At 72.4% G+C, this 21258-nt stretch carries 23 protein-coding genes; 8 read left to right on the top strand and 15 right to left on the bottom strand.

The annotated features are described in order from the left end of the window. Positions 1–35: 35 nt before the first annotated feature. Positions 36–806 carry a DUF4232 domain-containing protein gene (locus tag ACIP5O_RS20480; RefSeq protein WP_401295196.1) on the bottom strand — a complete coding sequence of 257 codons (771 nt, stop codon included), beginning with the start codon at positions 804–806 and terminating at the stop codon, positions 36–38. A gap of 236 nt (positions 807–1042) precedes the next feature. Here ACIP5O_RS20480 and ACIP5O_RS20475 point away from each other — a divergent pair, with 236 nt between their 5' ends. Continuing rightward, the gene (locus ACIP5O_RS20475; RefSeq protein ID WP_401295194.1) at positions 1043–2491 is read left to right on the top strand and encodes a helix-turn-helix domain-containing protein; all 1449 of its coding nucleotides are present in this window, start codon (positions 1043–1045) and stop codon (positions 2489–2491) included. 72 nt (positions 2492–2563) lie between these two features. Here ACIP5O_RS20475 and argS read toward each other — a convergent pair whose 3' ends face one another. After that, positions 2564–4354: an arginine--tRNA ligase gene (argS, locus tag ACIP5O_RS20470; RefSeq protein WP_401295192.1), complete on the bottom strand. Its 1791-nt coding sequence runs from the start codon at positions 4352–4354 to the stop codon at positions 2564–2566. A gap of 41 nt (positions 4355–4395) precedes the next feature. On the opposite strand from argS, the gene lysS reads away from it, so the two are divergent. Beyond that, positions 4396–6315 carry a lysine--tRNA ligase gene (gene lysS / locus ACIP5O_RS20465; RefSeq protein WP_401295190.1) on the top strand — a complete coding sequence of 640 codons (1920 nt, stop codon included), beginning with the start codon at positions 4396–4398 and terminating at the stop codon, positions 6313–6315. Between the two features lie 68 nt (positions 6316–6383). On the opposite strand, the gene ACIP5O_RS20460 is transcribed toward lysS, so the two are convergent. From ACIP5O_RS20460 to ACIP5O_RS20450, 3 genes are all read right to left on the bottom strand, one after another. Further along, positions 6384–7664: a DUF2637 domain-containing protein gene (locus ACIP5O_RS20460; protein WP_401295188.1), complete on the bottom strand. Its 1281-nt coding sequence runs from the start codon at positions 7662–7664 to the stop codon at positions 6384–6386. A gap of 118 nt (positions 7665–7782) precedes the next feature. Continuing rightward, the gene (locus tag ACIP5O_RS20455) at positions 7783–8508 is read right to left on the bottom strand and encodes a DUF3558 domain-containing protein (protein ID WP_401295186.1); all 726 of its coding nucleotides are present in this window, start codon (positions 8506–8508) and stop codon (positions 7783–7785) included. A gap of 171 nt (positions 8509–8679) precedes the next feature. Further along, positions 8680–9579 (bottom strand): DUF3558 domain-containing protein, encoded by a 900-nt coding sequence (locus ACIP5O_RS20450; protein WP_401295184.1) that lies wholly within the window; start codon positions 9577–9579, stop codon positions 8680–8682. A 174-nt stretch (positions 9580–9753) separates the two neighbouring features. On the opposite strand from ACIP5O_RS20450, the gene ACIP5O_RS20445 reads away from it, so the two are divergent. Beyond that, positions 9754–10947 carry an RtcB family protein gene (locus ACIP5O_RS20445; RefSeq protein ID WP_401295182.1) on the top strand — a complete coding sequence of 398 codons (1194 nt, stop codon included), beginning with the start codon at positions 9754–9756 and terminating at the stop codon, positions 10945–10947. A gap of 59 nt (positions 10948–11006) precedes the next feature. Here the strand turns inward: ACIP5O_RS20445 and ACIP5O_RS20440 are convergent, their stop codons facing one another. The 3 genes from ACIP5O_RS20440 to ACIP5O_RS20430 form a co-directional block, all read right to left on the bottom strand. Then, the gene (locus ACIP5O_RS20440; RefSeq protein WP_401295180.1) at positions 11007–11174 is read right to left on the bottom strand and encodes a hypothetical protein; all 168 of its coding nucleotides are present in this window, start codon (positions 11172–11174) and stop codon (positions 11007–11009) included. 110 nt (positions 11175–11284) lie between these two features. After that, the gene (locus ACIP5O_RS20435) at positions 11285–11881 is read right to left on the bottom strand and encodes a hypothetical protein (RefSeq protein WP_401295178.1); all 597 of its coding nucleotides are present in this window, start codon (positions 11879–11881) and stop codon (positions 11285–11287) included. 155 nt (positions 11882–12036) lie between these two features. Beyond that, a complete protein-coding gene (locus ACIP5O_RS20430; RefSeq protein ID WP_401295176.1) occupies positions 12037–12801 on the bottom strand; it encodes an SDR family NAD(P)-dependent oxidoreductase in 765 nt (254 codons plus the stop codon). A gap of 166 nt (positions 12802–12967) precedes the next feature. On the opposite strand from ACIP5O_RS20430, the gene ACIP5O_RS20425 reads away from it, so the two are divergent. Both ACIP5O_RS20425 and ACIP5O_RS20420 read left to right on the top strand, forming a co-directional pair. Then, positions 12968–13435: a hypothetical protein gene (locus ACIP5O_RS20425; protein ID WP_401295174.1), complete on the top strand. Its 468-nt coding sequence runs from the start codon at positions 12968–12970 to the stop codon at positions 13433–13435. Between the two features lie 60 nt (positions 13436–13495). Next, positions 13496–13996, top strand: a complete 501-nt coding sequence (locus ACIP5O_RS20420; RefSeq protein WP_401295172.1) for a MarR family winged helix-turn-helix transcriptional regulator — start codon at positions 13496–13498, stop codon at positions 13994–13996. A 45-nt stretch (positions 13997–14041) separates the two neighbouring features. Here the strand turns inward: ACIP5O_RS20420 and ACIP5O_RS20415 are convergent, their stop codons facing one another. The 3 genes from ACIP5O_RS20415 to ACIP5O_RS20405 form a co-directional block, all read right to left on the bottom strand. Next, positions 14042–14587 (bottom strand): GNAT family N-acetyltransferase, encoded by a 546-nt coding sequence (locus ACIP5O_RS20415; protein WP_401295170.1) that lies wholly within the window; start codon positions 14585–14587, stop codon positions 14042–14044. 54 nt (positions 14588–14641) lie between these two features. Further along, on the bottom strand, positions 14642–15379 hold the full coding sequence (locus ACIP5O_RS20410; RefSeq protein WP_401295168.1) for a Mut7-C RNAse domain-containing protein: 738 nt from the start codon (positions 15377–15379) through the stop codon (positions 14642–14644). Between the two features lie 83 nt (positions 15380–15462). Continuing rightward, positions 15463–16314: an NAD(P)H-binding protein gene (locus ACIP5O_RS20405; protein ID WP_401295166.1), complete on the bottom strand. Its 852-nt coding sequence runs from the start codon at positions 16312–16314 to the stop codon at positions 15463–15465. Positions 16315–16597: 283 nt separating this feature from the next. On the opposite strand from ACIP5O_RS20405, the gene ACIP5O_RS20400 reads away from it, so the two are divergent. Further along, positions 16598–17047 (top strand): GNAT family N-acetyltransferase, encoded by a 450-nt coding sequence (locus ACIP5O_RS20400; protein WP_401295164.1) that lies wholly within the window; start codon positions 16598–16600, stop codon positions 17045–17047. Here the strand turns inward: ACIP5O_RS20400 and ACIP5O_RS20395 are convergent. Together ACIP5O_RS20395 and ACIP5O_RS20390 are read right to left on the bottom strand one after the other, a co-directional pair. Beyond that, positions 17035–17571: a GNAT family N-acetyltransferase gene (locus ACIP5O_RS20395; RefSeq protein WP_401295162.1), complete on the bottom strand. Its 537-nt coding sequence runs from the start codon at positions 17569–17571 to the stop codon at positions 17035–17037. The genes ACIP5O_RS20400 and ACIP5O_RS20395 overlap by 13 nt on opposite strands. 14 nt (positions 17572–17585) lie before the next feature. Next, complete coding sequence (locus tag ACIP5O_RS20390; protein WP_401295160.1) at positions 17586–18524, bottom strand: DUF6597 domain-containing transcriptional factor; 939 nt, start codon at positions 18522–18524, stop codon at positions 17586–17588. Positions 18525–18607: 83 nt separating this feature from the next. Between ACIP5O_RS20390 and ACIP5O_RS20385 the strand changes: the two genes are divergently transcribed. Next, complete coding sequence (locus ACIP5O_RS20385; RefSeq protein WP_401295158.1) at positions 18608–19186, top strand: TIGR03086 family metal-binding protein; 579 nt, start codon at positions 18608–18610, stop codon at positions 19184–19186. 26 nt (positions 19187–19212) lie between these two features. On the opposite strand, the gene ACIP5O_RS20380 is transcribed toward ACIP5O_RS20385, so the two are convergent. Further along, entirely contained in the window at positions 19213–19449 is a 237-nt protein-coding gene (locus tag ACIP5O_RS20380) for a hypothetical protein (RefSeq protein WP_401295156.1), read from the bottom strand. Between the two features lie 257 nt (positions 19450–19706). Here ACIP5O_RS20380 and ACIP5O_RS20375 point away from each other — a divergent pair, with 257 nt between their 5' ends. Then, positions 19707–20708: an ABC transporter substrate-binding protein gene (locus ACIP5O_RS20375; RefSeq protein WP_401295154.1), complete on the top strand. Its 1002-nt coding sequence runs from the start codon at positions 19707–19709 to the stop codon at positions 20706–20708. Positions 20709–20756: 48 nt separating this feature from the next. Here the strand turns inward: ACIP5O_RS20375 and ACIP5O_RS20370 are convergent, their stop codons facing one another. Beyond that, positions 20757–21173, bottom strand: coding sequence for a MerR family transcriptional regulator (locus ACIP5O_RS20370; protein ID WP_356544354.1), 417 nt, complete (start codon positions 21171–21173; stop codon positions 20757–20759). Between the last annotated feature and the right edge of the window lie 85 nt (positions 21174–21258).

Below are 21258 nucleotides of genomic sequence, written 5' to 3'. Positions count from 1 at the left end.
GGCGGGACGCGGCGCGCCGGAGGTGGCCCGTCGGCTCAGAAGCCCAGGGCGTGCTCCATCGAGGTCTGCCAGTAGGTGACCCGGGTCGTGCTGTCCGTGTACGTGCCGGCGGGCAGCTTCAGGACCGCCGGGCCCCCGGCCGAACCCACGTTGTCGCGCGGGGCGAACCACACGGTCAGCTTCTTCGACGTCCGGCCGTGCTGCCCGCTGCCGTCGGCCGCCGACAGGATCATCGCCGCGTACGCGCTCTCGCCCGGGAACAGGGTGACGACCGCCTGCGGCTTGCTGTCCTGGTCCACCGCGACCGCCGCCTGCCCGTCGTCCAGGCGCAGCACCGGGGCGTAGTAGGCGCTGCACGCCGTGCGGCCGGTGTTGGTGACGGTCAGCAGCGCGTGGTTGAGCGGACGGCTGACCGGGCTGTAGACGACCCGCACGGCCGACGCGTCGCACGGGCGGTCCGCCGTGTCGGCGGTGCTCTTTCCGCCGTTCTTGCCGCTGTTCTTGCCGCTGTTCTTGCCGGGGGCGGCGGGGACGGTGGGGGCGTCGGTGGAGCCCTGCGGCGAGGTGCTCCCGTTGCCGGAGGAGTCCGGGCCGGTCGGCGCCGACGGGGGCGTGGCGGTGGGGGCCGACGTGGCCGTGGGAGCCGCCGAGGCCGTGGGAGCCGGCGTCGTCGGCGCGGTGGTGGTCGGGGACGCGGCCCGGCCCTCGTCCCGCGTCCCGCCTCCCGAGCCCTGGCAGGCGGTGAGGGAGAGGGCGGCGGCGGTGACGGCCGCCGCGGCGGCGATGCGGATGCGGTGCGTACGCATGGTGGTGGAACCCCCGTGGGTGTCGTTGCTTTTCGGTCGGTCTGCGGCTGCCGCACCGTCCGTCGACCGGCGCCGTGCGGCAGGGCCCCAGGTTGCGGGGCGGCGGATTCCGGCCGCAACGCCGAACGGACCATGGGGGACGCCGGAACGCTCACGGGTACGGTGACCAGCGGGAACGGCCCCTGCCTGGAACGCCGTCCCGGGACGCGAGGACACCGAGTACGGGGAGGGGCACGGTGGCGACCACACCGGAGGCCCAGGAGTTGGGCGCGCTGCTGCGGCGGCTGAAGGAACGTTCGGGGCGCAGTTACGGGGTGCTCGCCGGACGGCTGCACGTCAGCACGTCGACCCTGCACCGGTACTGCAACGGGGACGCCGTACCGGCCGAGTTCGCGGCGGTCGAGCGGTTCGCGCGCCTGTGCGGGGCCGAGCGCGAGGAACTGATCGAGCTGCACCGGCGCTGGATCGTCGCGGACGACGCGCGGACACGGGGGCGTTCGGCGGCGGCGGCGACGGCGCCAGCGGCAGCGGCGAAGCCGGACGGGCCGGAGGCGGTGGCGGGGGCGGAGTCCGTGCCGGAGCCGGATGCGGAAGGCGTTCTGGAGGTGCCCGACGCGGCCGGTGCGGCCGATGCGGCCGACGCGCCCGACGCGGTCGACGCGGCCGACGCGCCCGATACGACCGATGCGACCGACACGGCCGACCTGCCCGGCCCCCGGAGTGGCGGTGCGCGCCGTCGTCGTGTGCTCGTCGCGCTCGCCGCCGCCGTGGTGGTCGCGGTGGCCGTGCCGGTCGCCGTGTTCGCGGCCGGTGGCGACGGCGAACGGCGGCCGGAGCGGGCGGCACCGGCACCCGGCCCGTCCTCCGGTCCGGCGACCGGCGGCACCCTCCCCGTACGCCCCGGCCCCGCCTCGTCCTCGGCCGCGACCCCGACCGGCACTCCGACTCCGTCCGGATCCCCGACCGGGCTCCCGGACGGCAAGGGCTCCCCGTCCCCCTCGGCCGCTTCCCCCTCTCCGGACCCGGCGCCGACCGCCTCCCGGACCGGCGCGCCCGCGACCGGCGTCCCGCTGCGCGTCGGCGTCAGCTCGTACAACTGGGAGCATCCCTGCGGCCAGTACTACCTGCTCGACCGCGACCCGGGCACGGTGCCGCCCCCGCCCCCGCCCCAGGACCACCGGGGCTGGGCGCGGGCGCTCGGCGCGGTGGACGGCGGCGGGATGCGCCTCGAACTCACCGCCACGGGCCGCACGTCCGACTCCGTGGTGATCAACGACATCCACGTCCGGGTGGTGGGGCGCTCGCCCGCGCTGCCCTGGTCGGCGTTCTCGATGGGGGAGGGCTGCGGCAGCGGCGTCGTCCCGCAGACGTTCGCCGTGGACCTCGACCGCCACCAGCCCGGCGTCCGGCCGGTCGCCGGGAAGAACGGCGACATCGTCGTGCCTGCCAAGGGCTTCCCCTACAAGGTCGCCTCCGACGATCCCCAGGTGCTCCGCTTCGACGTGACGACGAAGAGCCACGACGTCAGCTGGTACCTGGAGGTCGACTGGAGCAGCGGCGACCGCAGGGGCACGATCCGGGTCGACGACGGAGGCCGCCCGTTCCGCACCAGCGCGACCGTCGGGCGCCCCTCGTACGTCTGGTGGGTCGAGCCGGGCGAATGGCGCCCGGACGAATGGAGCTGAACGCGGAACGGGCACCCCTCCCGTACGTGAGGGGTGCCCGTCGGTGCGCCGGAATCAGAGGCGCGCGGAGGATCAGAGGCGCTCGGGCGTCCGGATGCCCAGGAGCGCCATGCCCTGGTGGAGCGTGCGGGCCGTCAGGTCGGAGAGGAACAGCCGGTTCTCCGCGACATCCTGCGCCGGCGCCGGCTTGATGACCGGGCACTGGTCGTAGAACGTCGTGTACAGCGAGGCGAGCTGGTACAGGTACGCGGTCAGCTTGTGCGGCGCGTACTCCGCGGCCGCCTCCGCCACCGTCTCCGCGAACCCGTCCAGGTGCAGACCGAGCGCGCGCTCCGCCGGGGCGAGATCCAGCTCCGGGTGGGCGACCGGAGTGCGGTCGCCCGCCTTGCCGAAGATCGACCTGACCCGCGCGTACGCGTACTGGAGGTACACCGACGTGTCGCCGTTCAGCGACACCATCTGGTCCAGGTCGAACTTGTAGTCCCGCGCGGCCGACGTCGACAGGTCGGCGTACTTCACCGCGCCGATGCCCACGTACTGCCCGTTCTCGACGATCTCCGCCTCGGTCAGGAGCGACTGCCCGGTCTTCTCCCGGTAGGACTCCTCCTTCTCGCGGACGACCTCGGTCGCCCGCTCCACGGCCTCGTCCAGCAGGTCCACGAGCCGGACCGTCTCGCCCTCACGGGTCTTGAACGGCTTGCCGTCCTTGCCCAGGACCGTGCCGAACGCCAGCTGGTGCGCCTTCACCTCGTCGTTCAGCCAGCCCGCCCGGCGGGCCGTCTCGAAGACCATCTTGAAGTGCAGCGACTGCCGCGCGTCCACCACGTACAACAGGGACGTCGCCTTCAGGTTCCGCACCCGGTCCCGGATCGCCGACAGGTCCGTCGCCGCGTATCCGAAACCGCCGTCGGACTTCTGCACGATCAGCGGCACCGGGTTGCCGTCCGGGCCCTTCACGTCGTCGAAGAACACGCACAGCGCGCCCTCGGAGCGGACCGCGACGCCCGTCTCCTCCAGGATCCGGCAGGTCTCCACCAGCATGTCGTTGTACCCGGACTCGCCGACCACGTCGACGTCCCGGATGTCCATGTCCAGCTTGTCGAAGACCGAGTAGAAGTAGATCTTCGACTCGTCGACGAACCGCTGCCACAGCGCGAGGGTCTCCTCGTCACCGGCCTGGAGGTCCACCACGCGCGCCCGGGCCCGCGTCTTGAACCCCTCGTCCGAGTCGAACAGGGCACGCGACGCCTTGTACAGCCGGTTCAGGTTCGACATCGCCTCCTCGCCCGACACCTCGGACTCCGAGGAGTGGTCCAGCTCGTGCGGGTGCTCGATCAGGTACTGGATGAGCATGCCGAACTGGGTGCCCCAGTCGCCGATGTGGTGCCGCCGGACCACCGTCTCGCCGGTGAACTCCAGGATCTCCACCATCGCCGCGCCGATCACCGCGGACCGCAGGTGGCCGACGTGCATCTCCTTCGCCACGTTCGGCTGCGCGTAGTCGATCACCGTCGTGCCGGCCGACTCGTTGAACGGCACGCCGAGCCGCGCGTCGGCGGCACGGGCCGCCAGGGTCTCGACGACCGCCCGGTCGGTCACCGTGATGTTCAGGAAGCCGGGGCCCGAGACCTCGACCTCCTTCAGGACGTCGTTCGCCGGAATCGCCTCGACGACCTTCGTCGCCAGCTCACGCGGATTGCCCTTCAGCCGCTTGGCGAGCGCCAGGATGCCGTTGGCCTGGAAGTCGGCCCGGTCGCTACGTCGCAGCAGCGGATCGGCGGACGCGGCCTCCGGCAGGGCTGCCGAGAGTCCGTCCGCGAGGCGCTGCTGCACGGTCGAAGCGAGGGAAGGGACCGAGGCCATGAGCTTCCGTTCCGTAGAGGTGTTCCGGTGGTCTATTTCGCTTGTCAAGTGTCCCATGGGAGAGCAACGTGTTTTCTCCGCCTGTGGACAACCCGGCCCCCGGGAGACCGTCCGCGCCTGTGGACAACTCACACCTGTGGACAACCCCGGGGCCCGTCGTTCCGTCTGGGACAATGACAGGCGTGAGGCCCGACGCAGGGCACCGAGGGATTAACGGAAAGAAGGACGTACCGACCGTGGCTCAGAGCAGCACCGAGACCGACTGGGTCTCCCGTTTCGCGGACGAGGTCATCGCCGAGTCGGAGCGACGTGCGCCTGGCAAACCGGTCGTCGTCGCCTCCGGCCTCTCCCCCTCCGGCCCGATCCACCTCGGCAACCTCCGCGAGGTCATGACCCCGCACCTGGTCGCCGACGAGATCCGCCGCCGCGGCCACACCGTCCGCCACCTCGTCTCCTGGGACGACTACGACCGCTACCGCAAGGTCCCGGGCGGCGTCGAGGGCGTCGACGAGACCTGGGCCGAGCACATCGGCAAGCCGCTGACCTCCGTCCCGGCCCCCGCCGGCTCGCCCCACCCCAACTGGGCCGAGCACTTCAAGGCCGCCATGGTCGAGTCCCTGGCCGAGCTCGGCGTCGAGTACGACCCGATCAGCCAGACCGAGCAGTACACCGCCGGCACCTACCGCGAGCAGATCCTGCACGCCATGCGCCACCGCGCCGGCATCGACGCCATCCTCGACCAGTACCGCACCAAGAAGGCCCCCAAGAAGCAGTCCCAGAAGCCCCTCGACGAAGCGGAGCTGGAGGCCGAGGAGGGCTCCGGCGCGGCCGCCGAGGACGACGGCTCCGGCGGCGGCGCCGGCTACTTCCCGTACAAGCCCTACTGCGGCCGGTGCGAGAAGGACCTCACCACCGTCACCTCCTACGACGACGACACCACCGAACTCGCCTACACCTGCACGGCCTGCGGCTTCTCCGAGACCGTGAAGCTCAGCGAGTTCAACCGCGGCAAGCTCGTCTGGAAGGTCGACTGGCCCATGCGCTGGGCCTACGAGGGCGTCATCTTCGAGCCCTCCGGCGTCGACCACTCCTCGCCCGGCTCCTCCTTCGTGGTCGGCGGCCAGATCGTCCGCGAGATCTTCGACGGCGTCCAGCCCATCGGCCCCATGTACGCCTTCGTCGGCATCAGCGGCATGGCCAAGATGTCCTCCTCCCGCGGCGGCGTCCCCACCCCCGCCGACGCCCTGAAGATCATGGAAGCGCCCCTGCTGCGCTGGCTCTACGCCCGCCGCAAGCCCAACCAGTCCTTCAAGATCGCCTTCGACCAGGAGATCCAGCGCCTCTACGACGAGTGGGACAAGCTGGAGGCCAAGGTCGCCGACGGCACCGTCCTGCCCGCCGACGCCGCCGCCCACTCCCGCGCCGCCCGCACCGCCGCCGGCGAACTGCCCCGCACCCCGCGCCCGCTCCCGTACCGGACCCTGGCCTCGGTCATGGACATCACCGCCGGACACGACGAGCAGACCCTGCGGATCCTGACCGAACTCGACCCCGACAACCCCGTCACCTCCCTCGACGAGGTCCGGCCGCGCCTCGACCGCGCCGAGAACTGGATCACCAACCAGGTCCCGGCCGACCAGCGCACCATCGTCCGCGACGAGCCCGACACCGAGCTCCTCGGCTCCCTGGACGACGAGGGCCGCACGTCGCTCCGCCTCCTCCTGGACGGCCTCGACACCCACTGGTCGCTCGACGGGCTCACCACCCTCGTCTACGGCGTCCCGAAGGTCATGGCCGGACTCGACCCCGAGGCCAAGCCCACGCCCGAACTCAAGCTCGCCCAGCGCGCCTTCTTCGCCCTGCTCTATAAGCTCCTCGTGAGCCGCGAGACCGGCCCGCGCCTCCCCACCCTCCTCCTCGCCGTCGGCGCGGAGCGGGTGAGGAAGCTCCTCGGCGCGTAGAAGAACGAGAAGGGGCCGCCGCCCGGAAACCTCCGGGCGGCGGCCCCTTCCCCCGTACCGCGGACGGCTCAGGGAGTCTCGAAGTCGGCCATCTCCCGACGGAGACGCCGCTCGACCACCGGAGCCAACCGGCGCAGCAGATCGGGGTCGGGGAACTCCGAGAGCTCGTAGTGCTCGGCCACCAGCCGCTCCAGCACCTCCTCGGACGGGAACTGCTGGTACTCGTTGACGTACGGCCACACCAACTTGTAGACGGTCTCCTCGAAGGCGTCGACCGGCGGCTCCGGATCGACGTACTCCGGATACGGCCGGAACTCCTGCGGACCCTGCTCCTGTCGCCCGTCCGCCGCCGGAAGCTCCTCCGGACCCAGCGGAACGGCGACCGGCGTCGGCTCCAGACCCTCCGCGATTTGCGGGGCGTACGCCGTCTCGTGCGCCTCCGGCGGAAGCTGCTGCGCCTGGAACCACGGGCTGTCGTGGTTCGGCGGCACGGCCTCCCCCTGCGACTCCTCCTGCGGCACCCCCTGAGGAGCCGGCTGCCCCGCCTGCTGCGGAAGCTGCGGAACCCCCTGCGGAGCCAGGGGCGGCTGGGACTGCGGGGACTGCGCAGCCGACGGCAGCTGCCCGTACGCCTGCTCCTGCCGTGCGGGCAGCACCACCGGCTCGATGCCCGCCGCCGCGAGCCCCTCCGCCGCCGTCTCCGCCAACGGCACCCCGTACCGCGCCAGACGCAGCGGCATCAACGCCTCCACCGGCGCCTTCCGACGCCAGTTCCGGCCGAACCGCGCCTGGAGCCGCGCCTGGTAGATCATCCGCTCCTGCTCCAGCTTGATGACCTGCTCGTACGAGCGCAGCTCCCACAGCTTCATCCGCCGCCACAACCGGAAGGTCGGTATCGGCGACAGCAGCCAACGGGTCAGCCGCACGCCCTCCATGTGCTTGTCGGCCGTGATGTCCGCGATCCGGCCCACCGCGTGCCGCGCCGCCTCCACGGCCACCACGAACAGCACCGGGATCACCGCGTGCATGCCCACGCCCAGCGGATCCGGCCAGGCCGCCGCGCCGTTGAAGGCGATGGTCGCCGCCGTGAGCACCCACGCGGTCTGCCGCAGCAGCGGGAACGGGATCCGCAGCCACGTCAGCAGCAGGTCGAGCGCGAGCAGCACACAGATGCCCGCGTCGATGCCGATCGGGAAGAAGTACGAGAAGGTGCCGAAACCCTTGTGCACGGCGAGTTCGCGCACGGCGGCGTACGAACCCGCGAAACCGATCCCCGCGATGATCAGCGCACCGGCGATGACGAGGCCGATGAGAACCCGGTGTGTGCGTGTCAGCTGCATCGCGGCCACCCGCGAACCCTCCCGTCGATCGACATCTCGCGCGCACAGAGTGGCACATGTGAACGAAGCCCGCCCCCGGGGGAGGGACGGGCTCCGTACCGATGTGCCGTTCCGTACGGGTTTGTTCCTACTTGTTGGCCGCGGCCACCGACGCCACGGCCTCCTTCGCCGCCTTCACCGCACCGTCCGTGATCGTCTTCTCCGACGGAGTCGGCGCACCCGCGTAACCGGCACCGTTGTACGACAACAACACCAGCACGTTCCCCGTCCGCGCCACGACCGAGGTGTACACGAAGTCCTCGCCCGTCTTGCTCTCCTGGTACGTGACGGTCTTCGCCTCGTCACCGATGCCCGAGGCCGCCGTGGTCCGCAGCTTCTTCGCCCCCGCGGTCCCCTCGATCTTGGCGACCTCCTTCGCGAGGCCCTCCTCCGCCCGCTCCTGACCGCTGCCGAGCGAGGCGTCCGACTCGTACCGGTAGACCGACACGTCCAGCCAGCGGTACTGCGAACCCTTCACGCCCTTGTCGTCCAGACCGTTCCACGAGCAGCCGCCACGGTTGTTCAGGTCGCTGGAGACACCCGGCGTCCCGGCCTTGGTCTTCGCCTTCGGCACCAGGGACGCCGTCGTCTTCGCCGAGATCGAACGGCAGACCTGCGGCAGCTTCGCGAACTTCGCCGGCTCGACCGCCTTCGTCGTCTGCGCGGGCGAAGGGGTCGCGGACGCCCCCGTCGTCTCCTGCGCCTTCGGCTTCCCGGAGTCACCGGAGTCGGAGGAGCAGCCGGCGACGACGAGCATCACCGGGACGGCGGCGCAGGCGAGTATGCGGGTGAGTCGCGGAGCTGATCGCTGCATGGTTCCTTCAGTCGCTTGTCGTACGGTCGGACACTTCTCGTACGGCCCCGGCCGTCGTTCCGGCCGGCGTACGGTCCGGCCCCGGTCCGGCGACCGCGACCGCCGGTACGGCCACGGGCCACGGCGACACGTTACGTGGTCGCCGTCCGCTCACGGAGCGGCACCGGACGGCTACTCCTCCAGGCGGTCGGCCAGCGACCGCGCCAGCCCCCGGACCCTTTCCTGCAGCTCCGCGCTGTCCGGCGCCCCGGAGGAACCGCTCGTCTCCTCCTGATAGGACACCGTCACGATCACGTTGGATGTGCGGAACACCACGCTGACCGACCGCTGACGGCTGTTCGCACCGGCGTTGCCGAGGACGTCGTCGAGGTACGCGACGTCACCGAGCCCCTCCAGGACGCGTGACTCCAGACCGGTGGAGGCGGGGGCGCCGGACGGGGTCGGCCCGGTGGAGGCGGACCCGGTGGGGGAGGACCCGGTGGGCGAGGTCGGAGCGGTCGCCGACGGCTCGTGCGCCGGAGGGGCGGTCGCCGTCCGGGTGGGGGAGGCCGTACCGCCGGGGGATTCGGTGGCCCCGGGCGGCGCGGTCGGCGGCAGCGGAATCTTCGCCGCGAGCTGCTTGCGGACGTACACCTCCTGCGCCCGGTCGTCGTCGCTGACGGCGGCGTCGTACGAGACCACCCGCTCGATGTCGAGCGAGAGCCGGTGCGAGGTCTCCGGGGTGTCGGCCCGCCACGAGCAGCCGACGCGCCGGTCGGTGTCGTACGTGACGGCGGCCGTGCCCCGGTAGGCCTTGGCGCGCTCGGTGTCGGGCAGGGCGGCGGCGCCCGGGAGCATCTCCTTGAGGACGGCCTGCGGGACGGCGCCGCAGGGCTCGAAGAGGGTGCGGTACCGGCCGGGCGGCGCGGCCGCGGAGGCGAGACCGGCCTTGGCGTCGACGGTGACGTCGTCGGCGGGGGTGCCGGAGGAGCAGCCGGTGAGCCCCGCGCCGAGGCCGAGGCCGAGTGCGAGGACGACGGCGGTACGAGCCGTGGACCCGGTGCGACCGGGGGCGTACCTCTTTCGCTGCACGGTCCCAGGCTCCCTTCTCCCGAAGACTTTCCCGAAAACTGTTTGCCGCGCGAACCCGGCGGATGGACACAATGTCTATCGCACACGCTGCCGTTGATGCCGGTCCCCCGTCTCCTTCACGGGCTTTGGCTCCGGTTTTTGCGTTATCGGCCATTTCGGGGGAATCGAGGAAGTATGTCGTACGTAGAGGTGCCCGGAGCGAAAGTACCGATCCGGATGTGGGCCGACCCCTCCGCGGTGGAGGGCGGCGCCATGCAGCAGCTGCAGAACGTGGCGACGCTCCCCTGGATCAAGGGCCTGGCCGTGATGCCGGACGTGCACTACGGCAAGGGCGCGACGGTCGGCTCGGTGATCGCGATGCAGGGCGCGGTGTGTCCGGCGGCGGTCGGCGTGGACATCGGCTGCGGCATGTCGGCGGTCAAGACCTCCCTGACGGCCGACGACCTGCCGGGCGACCTCTCCCGCCTCCGCTCCAAGATCGAACAGGCCATCCCGGTCGGCCGGGGCCTCCACCGCGAGGCGGTGGACCCGAAGCGGCTGTACCAGTTCCCGACGGCGGGGTGGGACGACTTCTGGTCGCGGTTCGACGGGGTCGCGGACGCGGTGAAGTTCCGGCGGGAGCGGGCGGGGCAGCAGATGGGAACGCTCGGGTCGGGAAATCATTATGCAGAGGTCTGCATAGATACGCATGGGTCGGTCTGGCTCGTGCTGCACTCGGGTTCCCGGAACATCGGTAAGGAACTCGCCGAATACCACATCGGTGAAGCCCAGAAACTCGCCCACAACAAGGGGCTCGTCGATCGCGACCTGGCTGTGTTCGTATCGGACACCCCGCAGATGGCCGCCTACCGGAACGACCTCTTCTGGGCGCAAGAATATGCGAAGTACAACCGCGCGGTCATGATGGCCCTCTTCCAGGAGGTCCTCCGCCGGGAGTTCCGCAAGGCCCGGGTGACCTTCGAGCCGGTGATCTCCTGCCACCACAACTACGTGGCGGAGGAGCGGTACGGGGGCATGGACCTGCTGGTTACGCGGAAGGGCGCGATCCGGGCCGGCTCCGGGGAGTTCGGGATCATCCCCGGCTCGATGGGCACCAGCTCGTACATCGTGAAGGGGCTCGGAAACGAGAAGGCGTTCAACTCCGCCTCGCACGGCGCGGGCCGCCGGATGAGCCGGAGCGCGGCGAAGCGGCGCTTCACGGTACGGGACCTGGAGGAGCAGACGCGGGGCGTGGAGTGCCGCAAGGACTCCGGCGTCGTGGACGAGATCCCGGGTGCGTACAAGCCGATCGAGCAGGTGATGGATCAGCAGCGGGACCTGGTCGAGGTCGTCGCGAAGCTGAAGCAGGTCGTCTGTGTGAAGGGCTGAGGGAAAGCCGGGACGGGGCGCCATTGATGTGGCGCCCCGTCCCGCATTCTCGCTTCGGACTACTGGTCGGGCGTGGGCACCTGACTGGTGCGGAGCCGCCACAGGCGCATGAAGCAGCTCTGCTCGGTGCGGTCAAGCGCGACGGCTGCGGCGGCAGGGTCGTCGAGCCGCAGCAGTTCGCGGTCGTTCGCCTTGGTCCAGCGCTTGTGAGGTGGTGCGAACTTCATATCCGCCGGGCGTACCCAGGTCTGGAGCGCGGCCGCATCGGCCTTCTTGTGGTCCAGGGCGAGACAGCCAGGGTAATAGAGGTGCGCGGCGAGCTGTTGTGCCTGCTCTTTTAAGTACGTGATGACGTAGACCTGGTCACGGGCGTTGCGGCGAGCGATGCGCTCGGCGCCCGTGATCTTCTTCGCGTAGTGGCACAGGTACGCGGCCAGAGCCGTGCTGGCCGACGTGAACGACAGGAACGGGATGCCTTCGGCGGTCCAGCCGAGCGATCCGTCGGCGTCGATGCAGCCGCGTAGGTAGTCGGGGCGGGAGAACTCGACGCGGGTGGCCGGATGATGCGTGACTTCTTGCCGTACGGGATCCCGAGTTCGTTGATCGTGGTCCTGGCTTCAAGCGCGCACAGAGTCCACGTGGCCGAGTGGTGCTGTTCGGCGAAGTTGGTGGTGCGGACTCGTTCCGTGATGGAGCTGTAGTACGGGGTCAGGCGCTGGAACTCGTAGAGGATGTGGGCGTCCCGCACCTTGATCTCCACGCTCGGCCTGCCTTTCCGGCCCGTGCCGCGTGCCAGGTGCCCGTCGGTCTGGAGAAAGCCGAACATGTAGGCACAGCCGGGGACTTCGAGGTTCATGAAGGACGACGGCGGGGCGGTGGGCGTGAGGGCGCTCAGGTTGAAGAGCGCGGGCACGTTAGGGTCCTGCTCAGCCATGGGAAGTTGTGCCTTCCTGATGGTCAGGCCCTCGGCCGGGACTGCAATCCCGGTCGAGGGCCGTTCTGTATGGAGTTGTCTGCGACGTTGGGTCGGGGGTCCGGTCGCCGTGCGGGTGATCGGATCGGTTCACCCGTACGTGTGGCGGGTCATGGTCAGAGTTCCCGGTGGACCTTGGTGTTGGAGGCCTGGGCGCGGGGGCGGACGACCAGGAGGTCGATGTTGACGTGCGGGGGGCGGGTGCAGGCCCAGGTGATGGTTTCGGCGACGTCGTCGGCGGTGAGGGGGTCGGCCACGCCGGCGTAGACCTTGGCGGCCTTGTCGGTGTCGCCGCGGAAGCGGGTGGTGGCGAACTCGTCGGTCTTGACCATGCCGGGGGCGATCTCGATGACGCGGACGGGGGTGCCGACGATCTCCAGGCGGAGGGTTTCGGCGAGGACGCGGGCGCCGTTCTTGGCGGCGACGTAACCGGCGCCGCCCTCGTAGGTGCCGTGGCCGGCGGTGGAGGAGAGGACGACGACCGTGCCGTCGCCGCTCGCGGTGAGGGCGGGGAGCAGGGCCTGGGTCATGTGGAGGGTGCCGAGGACGTTGACCTCGTACATGCGACGCCAGTCCTCGGGGTCGCCGGTGGCGACGGGGTCGGCGCCGAGGGCGCCGCCCGCGTTGTTGACGAGGACGGCGAGGGTGCGGAAGGCGGTGGCGAACTCGTCGACGGCGGTGCGGTCGGTGACGTCGAGGGCGTAGGCGGTGGCCTGGTGGCCGGCGTCGTTGATCTCGGCGGCGAGGGCCTCGATGCGGTCCTTGCGGCGGGCGGTGAGGACCACGCGGTAGCCGGCGGCGGCCAGTTGCCGGGCCGTGGCGGCGCCGATTCCGCTGCTCGCGCCGGTGACGACGGCGATGGGGGTACCGGTGGCGGTCATGGCGTGCTCCTCGCGCAGGTGATCGATGGTGGTGATCGCCCGGTCAGGATAGGTGGGGCGGCGGGAGGGGGAGTGGGGCGGGCGTGGTGGGGACACGCGGGTCGGAGGTGGGGGAGATGAGCGCTTCCGTGGTTATTTTGTGTTTATGTGCGGATTGTTTCGGGGTGTGCTCGGGGTCGTTCTCGCGGTCGCCGTGGTGGTGGGTTCGGGGGCGGGTGCGGGGGCCGGGGCGGTGGGGCCCGTGGACGGGCCCGAGGCGGATCTGTCCCACCACGGGCACCTTTTCCTCCGGGACGGGCGGCTCGGCGTCCGGCTGGTGAGCGAGAACCACGGGCCCGCCCCCGTCGCCCGGGCGACGGTGCGGATCGCCTTCTCGGTGCCGATGGCCGGTGGGTACGAGCTGCCGGAGGCCTGTCTGTGGAGCAGTGACCGGGTGGTGTCCTGCCGGACGGGGGAGCTCGCGGTGGGCGGGAGGGGCGGGGAGCTGGCGCTCGACCTGTGGGCCGCGGGGCTTCCGGAGGAGCTGACGGCGGAGATCGGTACGCCCTGGCGGGACGGGGCGGTCGACCGGAACCCGGGGAACGACCGGCACCGCGTCCTGGTGCTGGACACCGGTGATCCGTACGTCTTCTGAGGCGGGCTCTTCCGGGGCGTGCGCTTCGGGTGCGCGGCGGCCGGTCCGTACGATCTCTGCATGACGCAGAAGAGCTCCGCCCGGCGCGAGACGCTGATGACCGAGCTGTACGGGGAGGCCCGCCGCTACATGGCCGCCTACGCCCTGTTCAACCAGGCCGTCGCGGACCACCTGGGGCTCCATCCGACCGATGTGCAGTGCCTGAACCTGCTCAGCCTGGAGGGCGGGCCGGTGACCATCGGGCGGATCGCCGAGCTGACCGGGCTCACCACCGGCTCCGCGACCCGGCTCGTCGACCGTCTGGAGCGGGCCGGGTACGTGACGCGGGCGCGCGACACCGAGGACCGGCGCCGGGTCCTGGTCTCGCCGGCCCCCGGGCGGATGGTGGAGTTCGGCGCCTTGTGGCGGAGGCTCAACGGTGCCTGGGGCATGATGTTCGACGCCTACAGCGACGCCGAGGTGGCCCTGCTCATCGCCCACATGCGGCGCACCGTCGAGGTGAGTGCCCGGCAGGTCGAGCGGCTGCGCGGGGGCGACCTGGACCAGCCGGACGGGGCTTAGTCCCTGGGGGTGTCTCCTCGGTCCGCCTGTCGGTCGGAGGAGGTCTCAGAGGGGGTCGAGGAGCATCAGGATCTCGTCCCGGGTGTCGTCGGGCGTGAAGCGCAGGGCGCCGGGCCAGCGGCCGACCTCCCGCCATCCGAGGCGGCCGTAGAAGTCCTCCAGTCCTTCTTTTCCCCGGGCCGCGAGGCGCAGTTGTTCGAGCCCGAGTTCGTCGCGGGCGACCGTCCGCAGTTCCCGCATGAGGGCGGAGCCGATGCCGCGGCCGCGGAAGTCCGGGCGGGTCTGGAGGTGGTGGACTGTTCCCCAGTGGGCGACGAGCCGGAAGGGGTCGCGCTTGAGGACGACCCATCCGGCGAGGTCCTCTCCGGACCTGGCGACGATGAGGCGGCTGTGTGACGGGGCCAGGCGGCCGAGGAGCTCGTCCACGACCGGTTCGACGTCCTCGTCACGGACGGGCGGGAAGGGGAATCCCGCGGCACCGCCGGCGTTCGTGACCGCGACCCAGCAGTCGACGAGCTGACGCCTCAGCGCGGGGGAGACCTCGTGCATCCCGGTGATCCGCGTGAGGGCGGGCACGGTCTTCTGTTTCATGCGCAGGAGCATCCCAGTCGTTTTTCGCCCCGGTCTTGATCGGCGGGACGAGACCTAGCGGGCCGCTGCCCCGCCGAATTCCCTGACCGCGTCGGAGACGATCGCCTCCAGGCGTGCGTGGTGGGCGCCGCGCCAGTAGACCCGGTCGCACCGCACGCACTGGGCGAAGACGTCGTAGGTCTTCTCGGTGCCCTGTTCCAGTCGGGCGCGGACCGCGTCCTTGTCGGTGCCGCTCAGTTCGCCGTTGCAGGCGGTGCAGCGGGTCCAGGGGGCGAGGGGCGGGGCGAAGCGTTCGAGGACGTCGCGGAGTTGTTCGTCCGGTCGGTCGCTGTAGACGTAGGCGCCCGCCCACAGTTCGCGGCGGCGCAGCAGGCCGCGGTCGCGGGAGAGCATGACGCGCCGTTCCCGTGCGGAGAGGGTGGCCAGGGCGGGGTCGCCGATGTCCTCGCTTTCGTAGGCGGCGTCCACGCCGAGCAGGCGCAGGCGCCGGGCCAGGGTGCCGAGGTGGACGTCGAGCAGGAACCGGAGGGGTGCGCCGGGGACCTGCTGCGGGCGGGTGACGTCCTCGACCTCGACCGTCTCGCCCGCGCTCGGGACGTGCGCGGCCTCGACGAGGCGTCCGTCGACCAGGAGCCGTCCGGCCTCGGTGAGGGGCACGCCCAGTGATTCCACGACGTGGCCGAGGGACGAGGCGCCGTCGGTGGTCACGGGGGTGGGGCCGGTGCGCCGCTCCGTCGAGACGAAGAGCCGCAGGCCGGGGGCGAAACTGATCTGGATCTCCGGTCCGTTCACGGGGACAGGATGGCACCGGGGGCGGGCGGGCGGCCAGGGAATTCGGTCCGGGGCGGGTTGAGGGGGGGCGCGGGTCGGGTCGGTCAGGGGCGGAAGGCCTGCGCGTGGTCCGTGGCCCAGGTGGCGAAGGTGCGGGGCGGGTATCCGGTCAGTTCCTCCACGGTGTCGGTCAGGGGCGCGGGCCGGCCGTCGTGGGCGGCCCAGTGGGAGAGGAGGGCGTCCGCGACCTGCTCCGGCATGAAGGCGGCGACCGACTCCTTCCACTCCTCGGGGGTGGTGACGGTGTGCGGTGCGGGGCGTCCGGTCACCTCGGCGAGGATCGCGAGCTGTTCGGTGAAGTCCAGTGACGCGGGGCCCGTCAGCCAGTGGGAGGAGCCGCGCAGCCGGGGTTCGGTGAGGACCGCGAGGGCGGCTTCGGCGAGGTCGTGCTCGTGGATCGGGTCGCTGTGCGCGTGCGGGTACGGCAGTGCCGGGCCCCGGCCCGTCTTGAGCGCCCCCGCCCAGGCGAGGGCGTTGGTGGCGAAGGCGCCGGGCTGGAGGTGGGTGACCTCGAAGGCGCCGGAGTCGGCGGCGGCCGTCAGGGCGCGCTCGGCCGCCAGGTGACGGGAGGCGATGACGTTCGTGCCGGCGTCGGGGGCGAGGACGGAGCTGGAGGAGAGCAGGGCGATGTGCTCGACGCCGGCGGCGCGGGCCCGCTCGGCGAAGGTGCCGGCGTGGGAGGCCTCGGCGTAGAGGAAGACGGAGTCGACGCCCTTCAGGGCGGTGTCGAAGGTGGCCGGGTCGGTCAGGTCGCAGCGCACGGCGGTGACTCCGGCGGGCGGGGAGAGGTCCGCGGGGTTCTTGGAGCCGGCCCTGGCCTCGACGCCCGCGGCGGCGAGGAGGTCGAGCAGGGTGGCGGCGACGCGGCCGCGGCTGCCAGTGACGAGAACGGTCATGGGGTGTCCTTTCGGGACGGGCGGACGGGTGGACGGGCGGACGGGTGGACGGACGGGTGGACGGACGGACGGGTGGACGGACGGTCGGGCGGACGGGCGGGCGTTCGGTGGCCCCGCGGTGGGCGGGTAAGTGGGTGAGCGGGCGAACGGACGGACGGGTGGGCGGGCGGCCGGCAAGGTCGGGTGGTTCTACTGCGTCGCGAATAGTCTGCGTGACACAGATGAATATCCGGGACGGCGCCTCGGCGGTCAACCCTGAAAAAACCTGGGGTACCGTCCCGGCATGAAGATCACCGACCTCGAACCGGGCGATCCCCGCCTGGAGAGCGACCTCCTGCCGGTCCTCTCCGAACTCCGGCCCCACCTCACCCCGGAGCTCTTCCGCGAGGTGTACGAGGCCGGGCACTCCCAGGGGCTGCGGTTCAGCGCCGCCTACGCCGACGACGGGCGCTGCGTCGGCGCGGCCGGCTGGCGGATCGTCGTCAACACCAGCTCCCTGCGCAAGCTCTACGTCGACGACCTGGTGACGGCGGCGGCCGACCGGTCCACCGGCGTCGGGCACGCGCTGATCGCCCACCTGGAGGAGCACGCCCGCGCGGCCGGCTGCCACGAGCTCAACCTGGACTCCGGCACCCACCGCACCGGGGCCCACCGCTTCTACCTGCGGGAGCGCTTCGACATCGTGGCCTTCCACTTCACCCGGCCGCTCCCCGGGCCCGATCAGGCATCCTGAGCCGGGTCCCCCAGGTCGAGCCGCCAGTCGTTGCACCGCATCGGGCGGCCCGGCGGGTACTCGAAGTCCCGCACGCCGCGCGGTGCGAACCCCGCCTTGCGGCACACCGCGTTCGAGGCGGCGTTGTCCGACGACGGGAACGCGTGCAGGTGCCGGCGGAGGCCCGCCGCCCGGACCTCCGCGATCACCGCGCGCGTGGCGGACGTCGCCACCCCCCGGCCCTGGAAGCCCGGCAGCACGGCCCACCCGGTCTCGTACACCGGCTCGTCGTCCCAGGTCCGGGCCCAGAAGCCGATGCTGCCCACCACGGTCTCCTCCGGGAGCAGCACGATCCGGAACATCCTGCCCGCGCCCGGGTCGGCGGCGCTCATCTCCACGTACCGCCGGTGGCGTCGCGCGAGCTGTTCCTCGGTCTCCGGGCCGCCGAGGTGGGCCGTCGGCGCCGGTGCGTTCAGGGCCCGCAGCAGTCCCGCGTCCTCCTCGGACCAGGGCTCCAGGCGTACGCGTGAGGTGTCGCTCTCCATCCCCGCACCGTAGGTCACGGCACTGACGGTCCGCGGGCGTACGCCGTCGGCGGCACCCCGATCGTCGCCGTGAAGTCCCGTACGAGGTGGGCCTGGTCGCTGTAGCCCAGTTCGGCCGCGAGGGCGGCCCAGTCCGGGGTGCCCGCCGTCTCCGCGGCCTCGGCGCGCTCCAGGGCCTCGTGGATGCGGTAGCGCAGGATCACCCACTTCGGGCCGACCCCGACGCGGCTCGCGAAGAGGCGCTGGAGGGAGCGGGCCGACAGGCCCGACGCGGTGGCGAGCCGGGACGCCCTGCGGATCGTGCGGTCCGAACGGACCAGCTCCACCAGCTCCACGGCGAGGTCGGCGGCCGGGTCGGGGGCCGGGCCGTGCGCCAGGAGGAAGGCGTCGAGCGCCGCCACGCGCGCGTGGTCCTCGTCGGGGGAGAGGACGGCGGCCGGGACGCCGGAGGCCGCGCCCGTGTCCGTGCCCCTTTCCGCGCCCGCGCCCGTGTCCGTGCCCCTTTCCGCGCCCGCGCCCGTGTCCGTGGGGTCCGCGGCGTCCGGGAAGACCTCCGTCAGCGGGACGCGGCGGCCCGTCCACGTCGACACCGGCCACGCGGGCGCGAAGGGCCGGAAGCCGCCGGGGCGGAACTGGATCCCGCAGACCCGGCCCGCCTCCTCCAGCTTGTGGGTGAACAGGCCGAGCCCGATCCCCGCGACCTCGGCCGACGTGCTTCCCCCGGCCGCCGGGGCGCCCAGCGGGCCGTACCGCTGGAAGACGACGTTCACCGAGGGGTGCGGGACGACGTGGCTCGCGTACGGCTCCGGCAGTTCCCAGTCGATCAGCCAGTAGTGCTCCAGGTAGGGCCGCAGCTGCGGGGCCGGGAGGTGCCGGCGGAAGCGGACCCGGGAGAGCAGCCCGGCGGGGTCGACGATGCCCCGGGTGTCCCGCCGGGGAGCTGGGGCGGACATGTCCCGCATGCTAGACACCTTCCCTCCGCGGCTGTCGTGTTTCTTCAAGACGGGGCCGGGCATGCTTCCGTAGCGTCGGGATCATGACGAACGAGGCCCAGCTCCGCATCGGTGACCTGCTCCGCACCGCCGCCGCCGACGCCGTCCCCGTGGTCGGCGGCATCGACGACGCCTCGCTCGGCGCGCCCACGCCCTGCGCCGAGTACGACGTGCGCGCCCTGCTCAACCACCTCTTCTCCGTCGTCGTGAACTTCCAGGTCCTCGCCGCCAAGGGGACGCCCGACTTCTCCGAGACCCCGGACCGGGTCGCCGCGGCCGGCTGGCGCGAGGCGTTCGGGGCGGAGACCGGGAAGCTGGTCGAGGCGTGGTCGGCGCCTGGCGCCGAGGAGGGCACGTCCGGCGCCCTGGGGCTGCCCGCGCGGACGGTCGGCTGCATGGTGCTGCTCGACCTGACCGTGCACGTCTGGGACCTGGCCCGCGCCACCGGCCGGACCTTCGCCCCGGACCCGGCCGTGGTGGCGGGGCTCGCCGGGGAGGTGGAGGCGATGGCCCCGACGGCCCGGAAGATGGGCGTCTTCGGGGACGCCGTCGGCCTGCCCGGAGACGCCACCGCCTTCGAGCGCCTGCTCGCCACGACCGGCCGCGACCCCCGCGCCTGGTAGAGCTCCGGTGGGGCGCACCGGGGTGATCAGCGTGGGCGGCCCGTCGAGCCGGGGGAGAGGCGGGAGACGACCTCGCCGAAGGCGTGTTCCTCGGCGGGCGTCAGCGGGACCGACTCCTGCGGGTGCCAGACGCGCTCCAGCGGGGCGTCCGCCCGGTCGCGGCGGGCGCGCAGGCCCAGGGCCAGGCCCGTCGCCGTCGAGACGGCGAGCAGGCCGAAGAGCGTGATCGCACGGGGGTCGGAGAACCGGCCGGGCAAGGGCATGGCTCACTCCAGGGCGTGAGGGCCGCCCGTACGCGGTGCGTCCCGGCGGGGGCGCGCCCGCACGACGGCGTGGCGATTCCTACTGCTTCCTCCCGACGCGTTCAGTTAACACCCCCCGGCGCCCTTCCGGCAGGGGGAGCCGGGGCCGGAGTTCCGGCCGGGACGGCGTGCGCCGGGCGCACGCCCTCTTGTGCGGGCCGGACAACCGTTCCAAGGTGGCGGAACAGGGAGATTCCGGCCGGGGAGGGAGCAGCCGCATGTCCGGAACACAGGCATGGGGATTCACGGACGACAGGGGCGCGCAGTCGGGGGCGGCCCGGGCGCCGGGGCGGGTGGTCGCGTACGTACGGGCCGGGGCCGCCTTGTACGACCTGGGGGTGACGCCGGTCGCGGTGTACGGCTCCGGGCACGACGGCGACGTGTACGACCCGGCGAAGGCGGGCGTCCTGGAGGCGGTCGGGGTGCCCTACCTCGGGCCGGGCCGGGGCCTGGACGAGGCGGTGCTGCGGGAGCTGCGGCCGGACGTCGTCGTCGACGTGACGTACGACGGGAAGAGCCCGTACGCGCTGGACGCGGCGCTCGTCGAGCGGCTCGGGGTGCCGCTGGTCGCCCTCTCCGTCGGCGGCGAGCTCGACCTGCCGGCCATCCTCGACCGGTTCGCCGCGCTGGCCGCCGGGCTGCGGGTCACGGGCCCGGTGGACGTGGGCCCGGTGGTCACCGGCCCGATGGACGTGAGCCCTGCGGACGCCGATCCGGTGGTCCCCGGGCCCCGGGCCGCGAACCCCGTGGTCGTGGGTTCCGACGCCGTGGGGCCGGAGATCGTGACTCCGGTGACCGTGAGCCCGGCCGTCGGGCCCGGTCAGGGCGCCGCCCTCGCGGAGTTCGAGGCCGCCGAGGCCGCGCTCCGGGAGGCGGCGGCCCGCAGCGCGCTCGGAGTGCTCGCGCTCTCCGGGGCCGGGCCCGACCAGGTGCACCTGGCCCGCCCGCAGGCCTGGCCCGAGCTGGCGTGGCTCGCCGGGCTCGGCGTCCGGCTCCTCGACCCGGGCCCCGGCCCCGGCGCCAACTGGCTCACCACCGGCTGGGAGCACGCCGCCGGGCTCCGTCCCGACCTGGTCCTCTTCGACAACCGGGACCACGCCACGCCCCCGTACGCCCTGCCCGGCGGGGTCCGGCTCGCCCCCTGGAACCCGGAGACCCCGCCCAGCGCCGCCGCGTACGCCCGCTTCTTCCGCGACCTCGCGGAGGCGCTCGCACCCTGAGGAAGGGAGCTCCTGAGAAGGGGAACTCCAGAGGAGAGGCGTTTCGGCTCAGGCCGGCGCCGCCGCCAACCGCGTGCGCAGGGACTGGGCGAACTCCTCCGCGCGGGTGAGCTGCGCCCGCAGTTCGGCGACCCGCTCGGCTGCGGCCTGCTCGTAGCGGCGGACGCGGGACACGAGCGCGGTCCGCTCGTCCGGGTCGAGCTCGGTGTCCGTGCCGGGGCGGTCGGCGGCCAGCCGGTCCACGGCCGTGAGGAGTTCGCGGGTCTCGTCCAGGGTGAAGCCGAGCGGCTTCATCCGGCGGACCACCATGAGCCGCGACACGTCCTCGTCCGTGTAGAGGGGGAAGCCGCCCGGGGAGGCCGCCGACGGGACGACCAGGCCGCTGTCCTCGTACTGCCGGATGGTGCGCAGGGGCAGCTCGGTCCGTGCGGCGACCTCGCCGATCTGCATGGGTTCGCCGGCCATTCGTACTCCGCTCACGCGTCGGGTCCTCCTCGTACAGGCGTGTCCACAGGGTGTGGGGGACTTCCCCCAGGGCGCGGCTTCCGCG

Origin of the sequence: Streptomyces sp. NPDC088915 (genome assembly GCF_044749825.1) — a bacterium.
Lineage (GTDB): Bacteria > Actinomycetota > Actinomycetes > Streptomycetales > Streptomycetaceae > Streptomyces.
The sequence above is the reverse complement of the archived record's forward strand: the minus strand, read 5'-3'. Positions and strand labels throughout refer to the sequence as shown.